Raw genomic sequence first — 14,092 nt, forward strand, 5'->3', positions numbered from 1 at the left:
GTATCAAAGACTCATTAATGGAGTTCAAAGGCTCTACCAGACGAATTCCCAACGCCCAATGCCTAATTTCGGCGTTGCTGAATCATGGGATGATTTCGCCCAATTTAGAACGAATTACCAATAGTTTCACCCGCCAATTCATCCCGCATTTATGCAACGCCTCTAATTTCTTGTATTTGCGATCGCAACCTGACTTAACCTAAGTATATGCCTTTGACAGAGGTCAATTCAAACGCTCTGTTCTATACTTAATTAAAGAGCTAGTATCAGAGACAACTGAACTTAGTCTCAACTACATTTGCATTGCCCTGTAAATTGGTTAGTCGCTTATTGTTGGAATACATGCGGGTTACAAGTTTGATTGCAAATCCTCTTAAATAAACTATCAAAAGTTTTCTGTCTCCGCTTATAAAAATGCCTTTGCCTCATTTTCAAGAGTGGAAATGAGGCAAATTTCTATCTAGCTATACACCCCACGGTTAATTTTGTCGTTGGGGTTAAAGCTTTCTCTATTTCATGTAATTAAACTCTTCACCGACACGATTTTCTCAGCTTCATTTACCGTAATCTGCGCTAACCCAAATTGTTCAATTACCGCCGCATTCGTCGTCAAATGTCTACTCACCTCAGCCACCCGGTAATGACTTTCCTGTGACGCTAAAGCAGCTGGCAATAATAACTGATCTGCTAAATGTTCATCCACTGCTGCGCCAGTGTGATGAAACTCAAGCAGTTGCTGACAAGCAATTTCTGCAACTGTTTCCGCCGACAACCGCAAACGCCCAAATCCACCAAAGCCAGTTAAGCTGTTCTCATACTCAGCAGTTAAAAAAATACCTGCCCCAGGTGCTACACCTCTTTCTCGCAAAGTCTGCACACGAACTTTCAAATGAGCTTCGCGTAACAAATTCTCGGCACGATTCGCCATCCGTTGGGGAATATGCGAGGGTAATTCTGTTACCACTGCTAGCCCTCGCACCTGTTGTAAATTTCCCCGTTCCAACAAGTTAATCCCGTTGAGTTTACCATCGCCACTCACCTGCAACTGTACTTCTCCCCCACCTTGGGGAAACCACCCCCAAGCGCCTAACTTGACTTGGGCTTCTACACCCATGCGTTGCAATATCGGCAAATAAACTTGCTCAATGTAGGTCACTGTCGGGCTAAAGTTTACATGAGTTCCACCCTTTAGTGTGATCTGGGAATTGCCAGATGCTAGTGCCAAAGGTAAAAGAATTGTCTGTAAAACTAGAGCGATCGCACCCGCAGAACCACCAACTTGTGCTTTACTAACATCAAAGGTATAAGTTCCAGCTTGCACAGCACTACCTGGGATGAATTCCAGCAGCATTGAACCCAAAGCATCACCCTGTAGTTGGGCATTACAAATCCTCGCCGCAGCCCGAACTGCTGTTAAGTGTTGTGCTGCTAATCCTGGCTTTTTGCGTCCAGCGCGAATGCCTGAAATTCGTATGGGTTCGCCAGTGATGGCCGCTAGACTTAAGGAAGTGCGAAGAACTTGTCCGCCCCCCTCTCCGTAGGAACCGTCAATTTCAATCATGGGCGATTTTGGAATGGTGGATTTTGGGTTATCCCCACGGCTCTTAAAATCAAACCACAAATTATAAACGTCTAAGAGCTAATTTTTTGAAGACAAGTTACACAAATATACAGAAAAAGTTTTGATATGTGTTTTTTGTAGTTTGCTAATTTTGAATTTGCAATTGAAGAACCTTGCTTTTACCGGGATTCATCAATCGATATGGGTCAACTATTTCCTTAAATTTTAACTGCTCAGGGTCAATAACTTTTCTGCCGCCATCTTCAATAATATACGTATGAGGATTGGCAATACTCACACCCTGTTCTTCTTGATAGCGAATAATCTCATTGAGGCGTTCTGGCTAAAGCTATGATAATCTTGGGATAATTTTGCGACTTGGGCGGAGTCGGTGATGGTTTCTACGCCTTCTAGAGAATTAATTAGGGCATCCAATGTCGTCATAGCTTATATCTTTTTTTTAACGCAGAGGGGCGCAGAGAATTAACTCCTCTGCGAACCTCTGCGCTTCCCTCTGCGCTCCTTTGCGTTTTAAAATCTTAATTCTCATGTTTCACAGCACTTTCATGCCACTTACTTAATATAAAGTCAGATAGAGCGCTCAAGCTGACAAAAATTAATACACCCAACCCAGTTGTGAGAAATAATGCTGCGAACATCCGAGGAATTTGTAAGTTGTAGCTGGAAATTAAAATTCGGTAAGCAATGCCAGATTTTGCCCCACCAGTACCAGCGACAAATTCGGCTACAACTGCGCCAATTAATGCTAAACCACCGCTAATTTTTAAACCACCTAAGAAATAGGGCATGGCGCTGGGTAAACGGAGATATAGCAGAGTTTGCCAGCGAGAAGCTTTGTAAAGTTGAAATAGGTTGATCAAGTTCCGGTCAACGCTGTTAAGTCCTAGTGTAGTGTTGGATACGATGGGGAAAAAGGCGACAATCCAGGCACAAAGTACTAAGGCGGCGAAAGTGTTATTTTTTAACCAAAGAATGATTAAGGGTGCGATCGCAACTATGGGAGTTGTTTGTAAAATTACTGCATAGGGAAATAAACTGCGTTCAATCCATTTACTTTGGCTAAATAAAATCGCCATAAGTAAACCAGAAATAGCCGCAGCAATAAAAGCAACGATTGTGATTTGTAGTGTAATTAATAATGACGGAAAAAGCTCGCTCCAGTCAGTAATTAAAGTTTTAAATACTAATAAAGGTCCAGGTAGGATATAAGGAGGTAGATGTGTTATTCGCACAAATATATCCCACAATACTAATGCTATAACGCCAACTAACATCGGTGCCCAAACGTCAGCAGAAAAAAACTTACTCAATGTTTTTTGTGATTGGGCACGACGGATAAATAGCATAGAAATTAAAAATTTCAAATTGGCGCAAAGCTGATAGCTTGGGCTAGATGCTGAGAGATCTCCCGACAATATTGGTTATACAGCAATGATGTCCGAAAATCATCGTCACGGGGATAGGGAGCATCAATTTCTACATCTGCTACGATCCTTCCCGGACTTATCCCCATGATTAGCACCCGATTTGATAAGTACACTGCTTCGTAAATATTGTGGGTAACAAAAACCACCGTCCAGCGGTTTTGAAGCCATAAATTGAGTAAATCACCATTAAGTTTGCTACGAGTAATTTCATCTAATGCCCCAAATGGTTCATCCATTAACAGGACATTTGGCTGAGTAACTAATGCCCTAGCAATTGATACCCGCATTTTCATCCCACCTGATAATTGGCGGGGATAGTTCTCTTCAAAACCTTCTAATCCTACCAGTTTTAATGTCTGCTGCACCAATTTTTGGCTATCTTTTTTAGACATTCTCGCCAACTTTAGCGGTAGGCGGACATTCTCTCTGACGTTAGTCCAAGGCATGAGTGCAGCATCTTGAAAAACAAAAGCCAGCTTTTTTGCTTCCTGAGTTATACCCCAGTCAATACTACCAGAACTCGTGCCTCCTAATCCCGCAATCAGGCGCAGGACTGTACTTTTACCGCACCCTGAGGGACCAACTAAACTAACAAATTGCGACTCTGAAATTTCTAAATTTAGGTCTTGTAGGGCAACAGTGCCATTGGTGTAGACCTTGCTAATATGATTGAGTGTGACAACGGGATGGTGACTCATTCAAAAAATCTAGAGAATAGCAAGCGGCTTACTTCTTGTAATAGCCTACCCCTTTATTCACAAATTGCAAGGTGTATGCTTCCTTGTAGTTAACATTGGATTTAGAAATCTTAGTATCAACCATGCTCTCAAAGAGTGATGTCCACTTTTGATCACTCATTGCCCCAATGCCTTGTTTTTCGGCGGCATCAGAAAGGATAATTCCATATTCTTTTAGTTTTTGAATGCTATAGACAAGTTGCTCATCGGTCATTTCTGGATTATCTTTTTTAATTAATTGATTACCTGGTTGGGGATTTTCTAGGTAGCTATACCAACCTTTAATTGAGGCATCAACAAATCGCCGCACTAATTCGGGATTTTTTTCTACTAGTTCTTTTTTTGTTTCAATAGTGGTTGCATAGGGTTGATAACCATAATCTGCTAATAAAAATACTACTGGCTGAAAACCACCCTGCTTTTTAATAGCAAAGGGTTCAGATGTAATATAACCTTGCTGGGCTGAGTTTTTGTCAATCAGGAAAGGAGCAGGATTAAAGTTGTAAGGGCGTTTTTGATCTTCGGTAAAACCATACTTAGCTTCGAGTAAAGGCCAATAGGTGATATTAGCAGAAGCAGAGACATAAATTGGTTTGCCTTTGAGGTCGGCAAGGGTTTTAATTCCTGGGTTGGGATGTGCAATAAGACACCAGGGATCTTTCTGGAAAATTGCTGCGACTGTGATTTTGGGAATGCTTTGTGCTATGGCATTCACGGCATCTATGCCATAACCCATGAAGAAATCTACCGTACCCCCCATCAACAATTGAGTACCACTGGGAACCTGCGGGCCACCCATTTTGATAGTTACATCTAAACCGTAGTCTTTGTAGATACCCGTGGCAATCGCCTGGTAAAATCCGCCGTGTTCTGCTTGTGCTATCCAGTTTGTGCCAAATGTAACTTTATCCAACCGAGAATCGCTAGTTGACGGTTGGTTGCTGTTAGTACAACCAGCAATGAAGCTACTACCAATCCAGATAGAACAGTATTGAATAAAATTGCGGCGATTAAGGCGATTAATTGCTGTTGATGAGGGTAATGACGGATTCATAAAACAGTATGATGCTCTATCTTATTTGCCGTTGTAGGTGAATCTAAATGTACATTCTAGAATCAACTTTTGATTCACTAGCGAATAGGGCTGAATTTCTAGAGCGCCTTTAAAAGCTTTGATGGCTTCACTATATTCTCCTAGTGCTGCATAACACAAACCCATGCCGTGAAGCGCCCCAAAATGTATCGGATTTATCTGCACAACCATCTGACAATCTGCCAAAGATTTTTGATAATCTCCAATACTGTAATAGAGAAAAGCACGGCGGTTCCAAGCTTCGGCAAAATCTGGCTGGTCTTTGATTAGCGCTGTCAATGCTGTTTCGGCTTCAGCAATTTCACCTGCATCCAGTAACTTTTGACTGCGATCAATTATTTCCAGCCCATAGATTCCCTTTTGCTGAAACCAAATCCGCCAGATTTTTCTGGTTGCCTTTTCGCGGACTGTGGCATCTGGGTTTTTCAACTCTTCAAGTAAGGAATTGATAGATAAAGAATCCATGAATTTGAGATCAGTGAATATACCTTTGTATTAACTTTCTCACAAAATATATCTATTAAATGATTTTTAAAGCCATCTTTAAAATTGCGGTATTTTATTGCTAATTATAAAATTTCTGTGTTATTTATTGTATTCAGTATACGACTAATACCACACTCGACATTTAGAGTCATAAAAGTAAAAACTAACTAGAGGTAGTTGACAGATCCTTAGTGGTTAATAGCTGATAAAAAGATCCCCAAAAAAATGTCGTTGGCGACATTTTGAAGTTGGGGGTGTACCGCGTTTAACCCAGTTAGATAGCCAGCTAGCGGGACTAGCGCCTCTGGAAAAAGCTACTGCTAAGTTTGATTTGGCAATTATCAGTGTATTGTTAGATGCGGGTGCGGGGAATGATTGGCGTTATGATGAGTAGAAACTGGGTTAAATTTGACGTTACTCGCTGCACCGGAAGGTATCAAGCATTTTTGTGAAATACATCCAGATGTGCCATTGTATACCGCCGCCATTGATGAGCATTTGGATGAGCATGGCTATATTATTCCTGGGTTGGGAGATGCAGGCGATCGCTTATTTGGTACAAAATAAATAGGTTATTAACTTCAGCCTAGAAATCAGTATCATTTAAACCTTGAAGTTTCAAATATGATAGCCTCACCCCAACAGAACGACCTTACCCCTGAAGAGTACCTCCAAATAGAGGAAGAAAACCCTGTCAAACATGAATACATAGATGGCTACATCTACGCAATGGCTGGAGCGCTTGACGCACACGTTACTATTTCTCTTAACCTGGCATCTCTCCTCCGTAATCATGTGCGCGGCTCTGGTTGTCGTGTTTACATCGCTGACATGAAAGCCAGAATTGAATCTCTAAATCGCTTTTATTATCCCGATGTTATCGTTACTTGCGACCAACGAGATCAAGAAACGCCAGCTTATAAAAGATTTCCCTGTTTAATTGTCCAAGTTTTATCTAATTCTACTGAAGCCTTTGACCGGGGCGACAAATTCGCCGATTATCAAGCGCTGGAAAGTCTGCAAGAGTATGTTTTAATTAATACGAAACGTCAGCGAGTCGAGTGTTTTCGACGCAATGAGCAGAAGCTTTGGGTTTTACAATCTTACACAGCAGAAGATAAATCATTTCGACTCGACAGCGTGGATTTTGAGGAAACAATAGCAGCACTTTACGAAGATGTAGTTTTTGAATAATCAATTTATTGGGTATGCTACACAATCTTTAGTAAACTAAATATCTATTAATATCTTCAAGGCTTCCTAACCCGGCGGAGGCATTGAGCAAAGCAGACACAATTGATTGTATAAAAGTTATGGCGCTCATAGTTCAGAAATACGGTGGTACATCTGTCGGTTCAGTCGAACGTATTCAAGCTGTTGCACAACGCGTTTACAAAACTGTTAAAGCTGGAAACTCGCTTGTCGTAGTAGTTTCGGCAATGGGCAAAACCACCGATGGACTCGTCAAACTAGCTAATGAAATTTCTTCAAATCCTAACCGCCGGGAAATGGATATGCTGCTTTCCACTGGAGAACAAGTCACCATCGCCTTACTTAGTATGGCTTTGCAGGAACTCGGACAACCAGCAATTTCCATGACTGGCGCTCAGGTAGGAATTGTTACCGAAGCCGAACACAGCCGCGCTCGGATTTTACATATTGAAACTACTCGCCTAACTCGCCACATAGATGCAGGTAAAGTAGTTGTAGTAGCAGGCTTTCAAGGCACATCCAACGCCGGAGAAATGGAAATTACAACTTTGGGGCGTGGTGGTTCTGACACATCGGCGGTGGCGATCGCAGCCGCATTACAAGCAAACTTTTGTGAAATTTATACAGATGTACCAGGGATTTTAACTACAGATCCCCGTTTAGTAGCCGAAGCCCAGTTGATGGATGCCATCACCTGCAATGAAATGTTGGAACTAGCTAGCTTAGGGGCAAAAGTGCTGCATCCCCGCGCTGTGGAAATTGCTCGTAACTATGGTGTTCCTTTAGTAGTTAGGTCTAGCTGGACAGATGCCCCTGGTACTTGGGTAACATCAGCCAAACCCCAAGGGCGATCGCTGATCAATCTCGAAATTGCCCGTTCGGTGGATGCTGTAGAATTTGACACTGACCAAGCAAAGGTGGCTTTGTTGCGTGTACCCGATAAACCAGGCGTAGCAGCAAGGTTATTTGGCGAAATTTCTCGGCAAAAAGTAGACGTAGATTTGATTATTCAGTCAGTTCATGAAGGTAACAGTAATGACATAGCATTTACTGTCACCGCACCAATATTGAAACGGGCAGAAGCAGTAACAGCAGCGATCGCCCCAGCACTGAGGAGTCAATCTAACCCCAAATCTGACGAAGCCGAGGTAATGGTGGAACATAACATTGCCAAAGTCAGTATCGCAGGCGCGGGCATGATTGGCCGTCCTGGCGTAGCTGCAAAGATGTTCGCCACCTTGGCAGAAGCAGGCGTGAACATCCAGATGATTTCCACCAGCGAAGTAAAAGTAAGTTGCGTAGTCGATGCCGCCGAATGCGATCGCGCTGTCAACGCACTCCGCAGCGCCTTTGAGATAGAGGCAGGGGAGCAGGGAGCAGGGGAAGCAGGGGAAGCAGGGGAAAATAAATTAATTCTTTTATCCTCCCCACTCCCCACTCCCCACTCCCCACTCCCCACTTCTCCCGTTCGTGGTGTCGCCCTTGATTTGAATCAAGCGCGTCTTGCTATTCGCCAATTGCCAGATCAGCCGGGGATGGCGGCGAAGCTGTTTGGACTGTTAGCGCAGCATAATATCAGCGTTGATATGATTATCCAGTCTCAGCGTTGTCGGGTGATTGATGGTGTTCCCAGACGAGATATTGCCTTTACAGTCTCGCGGATAGACGGGGAAAGTGCAAAAAAAATGCTTACCCAAGTAGCAGCAGAATTAGGATGGGGTGAAGTTGTTTTAGATAGTGCGATCGCTAAAGTAAGTATTGTAGGTGCAGGTATGGTGGGACAACCAGGTGTAGCCGCTAAAATGTTTGAAGCATTAGCCGAACACCAAATTAATATTCAAATGATTGCTACCTCAGAAATAAAAATTAGTTGTGTCGTGGCACAAGAGCAAGGTGTTAAAGCTTTGCAAGTCATTCATGCTGCTTTTGGACTGGCTGGTACTGAGAAATTTGTCGTCCCAGCGTAAAACCTGGCTCTAATTCCTTCTATCCACAGGAGAGAATAACTATTTTCTCCTTACATTATTGATACATCGGCTGACAATGCGATTGTTTTGGCTGACAATGCGATTGTTTTGGCTGACAATGCGATTGTTCCGGCTAACAATGCGATTGTTTCGGCTAACAATGCGATTGTTTTGGCTGACAATGCGATTGTTTCGGCTGACAATGTGATTGTTTCGGCTAACAATGCGATCTACAGTCCATCCTTGGGATGCCATTGTTCCATCATGGCTACTATTTCTGAAATTCGGCTTGCACCACACCAAACTAAATTAAGTTTTTTGAGCGGCTTTTGGTTGATACCACCCTTTTACTCTGTGATGTGGTGATATTCTTTAAAAGAAATAAATCTTTATATCTAAAGCTCAACAGTAATAACACCTAAGCTATAATCAAACCATTTATAATACTATATTTATATTAATGAATAGTCATTTACTCAATGGACATTATCAAATACTAAAAGTTCTCACTAATGGTGAGAATGGCAAAACCTATCTAGTTGAAGATATTAATCTTCCTAGTAGCGAATTTATAGTAAAACAGTTATCTCCTCCTAGTAGCAATCCTCAAGCTTTAACAATCTTACGCAGCTTGTTTGCAAGTCTTGCAGAAACTTTAGAAAAACTAGGACAGAAACACGAGAAGATTCAAAAGCTAATTGCTTATTTTGAAGAAAATGAAGAATTCTATATAGTCCAAGAATTCATACCTGGAAATCCTCTAAGTGATGAAATTATCCAGGGACAACCTCTGACGGAAGATCAAGTAATTAGCCTTTTATCAGAAATATTAGAAATTTTGGTGATTTTACATAGCAATGGCGTGATTCATCAACATATTAAACCGACTAATATCATTCGCCGTAAATCAGATAAAAAGTTCGTTTTGGTTAATTTTGGTACTGTTAATAAAGCCATCCCTAATGATAATCTCGAATATATACCTATAGAACAAGTTAACGGCAATCTCAAATATAACAGCGATATATATGCTTTAGGTATGGTTGCGATCGCAGCACTTTTAGGCTTATCTGAAAACGAAATATCTAATTTGCGAACTCAGAAAAATCGGCTGACAGGTGAAATAGTTTGGTGGAACAAAAACCTAAAAATTAATAGAAAATTAGCAATAATTATTAATAAAATGGTGCGTTTTGACTATCGTAAGCGCTACCAATATGCAACCGAAGTTTTAGACGACTTGAAAAAGATAACGAATATTAAGCACGATCAGCAAAGACAACATCAGAAAAAATTATTATTAGTTATGGCGGGGGTAACTGGCTGTATCGCACTTGGTATTGGAGCGTGGCAATTGAGATCATCAAAACCTGTAACTGATGCTCAACAGACATTCTACCAACAAGGTGTAAGCAAATATGAAGCAGGAAACTATGAGGGAGCAGTTGAAGATTTTAATCAAACTATTGAATTAGATCCGCAAAATGCTCTGGCTTATAATAGGCGAGGCGATGCTTATTATCGATTAGGAGACTATGAGCAAGCACAAGCAGACTCTAGCCAAGCCATTTTGCTCAATCCTCAAGATGCTAATGCCTATTTTGACCGAGGATTTGCTTTTTCGGAATTAGGCAAGTATAAAGAAGCGATCGCAGACTATACTCAATCAATTAAGTTAAATTCTGAAAATGCTTATGCTTACTATGGCCGCGGGTTAGCCCGTGTTCAAGTGAAGGATCATAAAGCAGCAATGGCAGATTTTGGCAAAGTGATCGCTCTCAAGCCTCAGTATACTGAAGCCTACTTGCAACGAGGAATCCTTCGCCGTCGCCTCAGACAAAGAATTGAAGCAATCCAAGATTTTGATAGAGTAATTAAGATTAATCCGAGTGATGCTAAAGCTTATTATCAAAGGGGTTTAACTCAATCTATTAATAAGCAAAAATATGCAGCGCTTAAAGATTATACGGATGCAATTAACATTAATCCTAAATACATAGAAGCCTATCTTAATCGTGGTGATGTTTACAGCGATCTAGGAAATAAACTCGAAGCTACTGAAGATTACAACGCTATTTTAAAGATTGATCCTAAATTTACTGCGGCTTACATCCACAGAGGTATTCACCGCTCTTCTTTCGGAGATTATAAAGGCGCTATTGAAGATTACACCGAAGCACTTAAACTAGATCCTAATGATGTGGCAGCTTACAACAACCGTGGTAATGCCTATCTCGAACTGGGAAATAAAAAGGCTGCAAATCAAGATTATTCAAGAGCGATCGCAATTAATGCTAACAATGCCTTAGCCTACTATAACCGAGGCGTGATTCGCACTAAGCAGAAAAATAAGCAGGGAGCGATCGCAGATTTCAAAAAAGCTGCAAAACTATTCCAACAGCAAGGTAAAAAAGATAGTTATCAAGATGCACAAAGGGAGATTGCAATTCTACAAAATAAGTCAGCACCAGCGAAAGCTACTCGCACTAGATCTAGGAAAAGAGAAAAAAATTGACTTTGACAATGAGTTTTAAGCCTTAATCCAAGCCTATAACTTAAAAAGGAGGGAATTAGAGCAAGCTTAAGAGGGGTTGGGGTATCTTCCGGGGTAAAATATCATTAACACCAAGCGGATTGCAATATGTCTATTCACCGCCATAAACCGTAAGCTTTGACATTTTATATGTCCTTGTAGTCAAATAAATTCTCGCTCAACATGAGTCATAGTATTTTCTTACGACTCAATTAGGATGGCTATATGCTAACTCTCCTCACTTTTCATCCAGACAACCTGGAATTATTTACCAGCAATCATGTCGATACGGTACTGAAACAAATTGATAGTTCTCGCAATATTTGGTTGCGCTGTATTCACTTCCGCGATCGCACTGGAACAGCCAAAATTATTAAGCACTTTGGTCTTAATGCATCTCGTGTTAATATGATTTTCAACCATTCCCCTGTTGGAGTTGATGAAGACGTAGAAGATTGTTTATTTGACAGCTATGAAATATTAACTTCTCAAATAAAAAATCATGATTTTGAGGTTGCTCGCGGCAATATTGTGCTAGGAAATAATTTTATTATCACCTTTGAAATCACTGAATTAAAAGTTTTAAGTATTTTAGCTAATAATCTGCAAAAAAGAACTAAAGATATTGAAACTTTAGGAATTGACTATGTTTTTTATCTCATTTTTAAAGAGGTTCTGAATAATTACCATACTGTATTTGACTATATTTCTAGAAAACTTGATGATTTAGAAGATGAAGTTTTAGATAATTATGGTGATGAATTAACATACCAAAAAATTGCAACGATGAGGCAATCGACTCGTTCAGGACGCCGTAATTTTCAAAATATCAAGTCATTAATGGCTATTATGGATCACGAAGATTGCCAATGGATTACCCAACCAGTGAAGGAACTATTCAATCAAGAATTAGTTCATCACGTTGACAAACTCTGGCAAGAATATCAAGCTTTGAGAGTCTGGATGTCAGAATTAATGGAAATTCAACGCGATAATATTGCTAGTAAAACCGGTGAACGAATTAATCGTTTGACCATCCTCTCGACTATATTTTTACCACTTACTTTTATATCTGGTTTCTATGGCATGAACTTCAAATATATGCCGGAATTAGAGCAACCTTGGGCTTATCCTGCTGTGATCTGCGTGATGGCATTAATTGTAATTGGTAGTATTGCTTATGCTAAAAAGCAACGTTGGTTGTAACGTCTTTCAAGTTACAGACATTGGTGGAATAGTAAAATTTACATCTCGTTTAGCATTGCTATATGCTTTCTGTAAGTAGACTAAATCAATCCTAAATCGGTAAATAAACGTGAATCTCCCATTGATTACTTGTGCTGAAGAACACAACGATAAAACAGCAATTTCTACAACGGATAGAGCATTTACCTATCGAGATTTGCTTCACTCTTCCAGTCAAATAGCAACAGGTCTTCTTAATAATTCAGAAGATTTACAGGAGCAGCGAGTTGCCTTTCTCATCCCACCTGGATTTGAATATGTAGCCACTCAATGGGGGATTTGGCGTGCTGGTGGCATAGCTGTACCTCTGTGTGTTTCCCACCCGCGACCAGAATTAGAGTATGTAATTACCAATTCTAGAGCATCGATTATTGTTGCTCATCCTAATTTTGAAAGTATACTGCGATCGCGCAGCGTCTCCGCAGGAGAATCGCTCGCCGAAGAACACAATTTGAGATTTATCCTCACCTCAGAAACGCTCCCATCTAATATTGCTACGCTCCCAGAGGTAGATATCACTAGACGCGCCTTAATTCTCTACACAAGCGGTACAACAGGTAAACCCAAAGGTGTAGTTACAACCCATCAAAATATTCAAGCGCAAGTGACTAGCTTAAACACCGCTTGGGAATGGACATCTAGCGATCGCATTTTACATATACTGCCACTACATCATATTCATGGGATTATTAACGTCTTGACTTGTGCTTTATGGACTGGCGCGGAGTGTCAGATGTTGAGCAAGTTTGATGCCGAAACCGTTTGGAGGCGAATTTGTGACGGTAATTTAACCCTATTTATGGCAGTACCAACAATTTATGTAAAGCTAATTGCTGCTTGGGAAAATGCCTCTAAGGAACGCCAAAAAACCATGTCAGAAGGCTGTGCTAAGATGCGCTTGATGGTTTCTGGCTCGGCTGCGTTACCAGTTCAAGTTTTAGAAAAGTGGCAAAGCATCAGTGGCCATTTTCTGCTAGAGCGATATGGGATGACTGAAATTGGTATGGCTTTATCGAACCCTTTACACGGTGAACGGTTGTCTGGATATGTGGGGAAGCCACTACCTGAAGTTGAAGTGAGATTAGTAGATGAGAACGGGGAGTTAGTTCCAGCCGGAACACCAGGAGAGATCCAAGTCAAAGGGCCTGGAGTGTTTATAGAATATTGGCAAAACCCCGAAGCAACCGCCAAAGCTTTCCAAGATGGCTGGTTTTGTACTGGAGATACCGCCGTAGTTGAGAATGGCAACTACCGCATTCTGGGCCGGATGAGTGTGGATATCATCAAAACGGGAGGGTATAAAGTTTCAGCTTTAGAAATTGAAGAAGTATTGCGATCGCATCCAGATATTCAGGAATGTGCAGTGGTTGGGGTTGCCGATCCAGAGTGGGGTGAACGGGTTTGTGCGGCGTTAGTATTGCAAGGGTCACAACCTTTAACATTAGAATCTTTTAGGAGTTGGGCAAAAGAGCGATTGGCGGTTTATAAAGTGCCAACTCAAATTTTGATAGTTGAAGAATTACCGCGCAATGCTATGGGGAAAGTGACTAAACCGACAGTAGTTGAGCTATTTTGCTGATAGCGATCGTCAACGCCTAATTAGCCCTCTTTCATCAGTTTTGGAAAAATTAACGAATTTTCGACATTGTTAGCTAACGAAAAATTAAGGTTTCACTCCAGAGTGACGGAAGAGCGTTAAACCTGGAGTTTCAAACCTCGTAATTCCTTAAACTTAAGTAAATCCTTAGAGGTTGTTTGAAAAGTGGTTGGCTGTGATTTTAGGCACTTATTGATCCCCCCTAACCCCCCT

At 41.1% G+C, this 14,092-nt stretch carries 13 protein-coding genes and 3 pseudogenes; 9 read left to right on the plus strand and 7 right to left on the minus strand.

Annotation, left to right across the window (positions count from 1 at the left end):
- Window positions 1–17: 17 nt before the first annotated feature.
- Window positions 18–203: a hypothetical protein gene (locus H6G26_RS27930; protein WP_190733315.1), complete on the plus strand. Its 186-nt coding sequence runs from the start codon at window positions 18–20 to the stop codon at window positions 201–203.
- Window positions 204–514: 311 nt separating this feature from the next.
- On the opposite strand, the gene rtcA is transcribed toward H6G26_RS27930, so the two are convergent.
- From rtcA to H6G26_RS27965, 7 genes and pseudogenes are all read right to left on the minus strand, one after another.
- The gene (gene rtcA, locus H6G26_RS27935) at window positions 515–1,561 is read right to left on the minus strand and encodes an RNA 3'-terminal phosphate cyclase (RefSeq protein WP_190733317.1); all 1,047 of its coding nucleotides are present in this window, start codon (window positions 1,559–1,561) and stop codon (window positions 515–517) included.
- Window positions 1,562–1,706: 145 nt separating this feature from the next.
- Window positions 1,707–1,901 (minus strand): annotated as a pseudogene (locus H6G26_RS27940) (FAD-binding protein); the annotation flags it as partial.
- Window positions 1,856–2,005: a hypothetical protein gene (locus H6G26_RS27945; protein ID WP_190733319.1), complete on the minus strand. Its 150-nt coding sequence runs from the start codon at window positions 2,003–2,005 to the stop codon at window positions 1,856–1,858. The pseudogene H6G26_RS27940 and the gene H6G26_RS27945, both read right to left, overlap by 46 nt.
- Window positions 2,006–2,100: 95 nt before the next feature.
- Window positions 2,101–2,928: an ABC transporter permease gene (locus H6G26_RS27950; RefSeq protein WP_190733338.1), complete on the minus strand. Its 828-nt coding sequence runs from the start codon at window positions 2,926–2,928 to the stop codon at window positions 2,101–2,103.
- A 14-nt stretch (window positions 2,929–2,942) separates the two neighbouring features.
- Window positions 2,943–3,707 carry an ABC transporter ATP-binding protein gene (locus tag H6G26_RS27955; RefSeq protein ID WP_190733321.1) on the minus strand — a complete coding sequence of 255 codons (765 nt, stop codon included), beginning with the start codon at window positions 3,705–3,707 and terminating at the stop codon, window positions 2,943–2,945.
- Window positions 3,708–3,735: 28 nt separating this feature from the next.
- The gene (locus H6G26_RS27960) at window positions 3,736–4,800 is read right to left on the minus strand and encodes an ABC transporter substrate-binding protein (RefSeq protein ID WP_190733323.1); all 1,065 of its coding nucleotides are present in this window, start codon (window positions 4,798–4,800) and stop codon (window positions 3,736–3,738) included.
- A gap of 21 nt (window positions 4,801–4,821) precedes the next feature.
- Entirely contained in the window at window positions 4,822–5,304 is a 483-nt protein-coding gene (locus H6G26_RS27965) for a tetratricopeptide repeat protein (protein ID WP_190733324.1), read from the minus strand.
- A gap of 250 nt (window positions 5,305–5,554) precedes the next feature.
- Here H6G26_RS27965 and H6G26_RS27970 point away from each other — a divergent pair.
- The 8 genes and pseudogenes from H6G26_RS27970 to H6G26_RS28005 form a co-directional block, all read left to right on the plus strand.
- Window positions 5,555–5,716 (plus strand): annotated as a pseudogene (locus H6G26_RS27970) (DUF1688 family protein); the annotation flags it as partial.
- A gap of 17 nt (window positions 5,717–5,733) precedes the next feature.
- Window positions 5,734–5,892: pseudogene (locus H6G26_RS27975) on the plus strand (uracil phosphoribosyltransferase); the annotation flags it as partial.
- A gap of 57 nt (window positions 5,893–5,949) precedes the next feature.
- The gene (locus H6G26_RS27980; RefSeq protein ID WP_190733326.1) at window positions 5,950–6,519 is read left to right on the plus strand and encodes a Uma2 family endonuclease; all 570 of its coding nucleotides are present in this window, start codon (window positions 5,950–5,952) and stop codon (window positions 6,517–6,519) included.
- A gap of 119 nt (window positions 6,520–6,638) precedes the next feature.
- The gene (locus H6G26_RS27985; protein ID WP_190733329.1) at window positions 6,639–8,504 is read left to right on the plus strand and encodes an aspartate kinase; all 1,866 of its coding nucleotides are present in this window, start codon (window positions 6,639–6,641) and stop codon (window positions 8,502–8,504) included.
- Between the two features lie 87 nt (window positions 8,505–8,591).
- Entirely contained in the window at window positions 8,592–8,870 is a 279-nt protein-coding gene (locus H6G26_RS27990; protein ID WP_190733330.1) for a hypothetical protein, read from the plus strand.
- 94 nt (window positions 8,871–8,964) lie between these two features.
- Window positions 8,965–11,019, plus strand: a complete 2,055-nt coding sequence (locus H6G26_RS27995) for a tetratricopeptide repeat protein (RefSeq protein ID WP_190733332.1) — start codon at window positions 8,965–8,967, stop codon at window positions 11,017–11,019.
- A 243-nt stretch (window positions 11,020–11,262) separates the two neighbouring features.
- Complete coding sequence (locus H6G26_RS28000; protein ID WP_190733334.1) at window positions 11,263–12,243, plus strand: CorA family divalent cation transporter; 981 nt, start codon at window positions 11,263–11,265, stop codon at window positions 12,241–12,243.
- Between the two features lie 109 nt (window positions 12,244–12,352).
- Window positions 12,353–13,861 carry an AMP-binding protein gene (locus H6G26_RS28005; RefSeq protein ID WP_190733336.1) on the plus strand — a complete coding sequence of 503 codons (1,509 nt, stop codon included), beginning with the start codon at window positions 12,353–12,355 and terminating at the stop codon, window positions 13,859–13,861.
- Window positions 13,862–14,092 lie beyond the last annotated feature (231 nt).

The organism is Nostoc sp. FACHB-888 (assembly GCF_014696655.1).
Lineage (GTDB): Bacteria > Cyanobacteriota > Cyanobacteriia > Cyanobacteriales > Nostocaceae > Nostoc.

Excerpts from the sequence above, each read along its gene's own strand:
- H6G26_RS27980 (WP_190733326.1), top strand. The coding sequence starts at position 5,950 with ATGATAGCCTCACCCCAACAGAACGACCTTACCCCTGAAGAGTACCTC.
- rtcA (WP_190733317.1), bottom strand. The coding sequence starts at position 1,561 with ATGATTGAAATTGACGGTTCCTACGGAGAGGGGGGCGGACAAGTTCTT.
- H6G26_RS27965 (WP_190733324.1), bottom strand. The coding sequence starts at position 5,304 with ATGGATTCTTTATCTATCAATTCCTTACTTGAAGAGTTGAAAAACCCA.
- H6G26_RS27945 (WP_190733319.1), bottom strand. The coding sequence starts at position 2,005 with ATGACGACATTGGATGCCCTAATTAATTCTCTAGAAGGCGTAGAAACC.
- H6G26_RS27950 (WP_190733338.1), bottom strand. The coding sequence starts at position 2,928 with ATGCTATTTATCCGTCGTGCCCAATCACAAAAAACATTGAGTAAGTTT.
- H6G26_RS28000 (WP_190733334.1), top strand. The coding sequence starts at position 11,263 with ATGCTAACTCTCCTCACTTTTCATCCAGACAACCTGGAATTATTTACC.
- H6G26_RS27995 (WP_190733332.1), top strand. The coding sequence starts at position 8,965 with ATGAATAGTCATTTACTCAATGGACATTATCAAATACTAAAAGTTCTC.
- H6G26_RS27930 (WP_190733315.1), top strand. The coding sequence starts at position 18 with ATGGAGTTCAAAGGCTCTACCAGACGAATTCCCAACGCCCAATGCCTA.
- H6G26_RS27960 (WP_190733323.1), bottom strand. The coding sequence starts at position 4,800 with ATGAATCCGTCATTACCCTCATCAACAGCAATTAATCGCCTTAATCGC.
- H6G26_RS27955 (WP_190733321.1), bottom strand. The coding sequence starts at position 3,707 with ATGAGTCACCATCCCGTTGTCACACTCAATCATATTAGCAAGGTCTAC.
- H6G26_RS27985 (WP_190733329.1), top strand. The coding sequence starts at position 6,639 with ATGGCGCTCATAGTTCAGAAATACGGTGGTACATCTGTCGGTTCAGTC.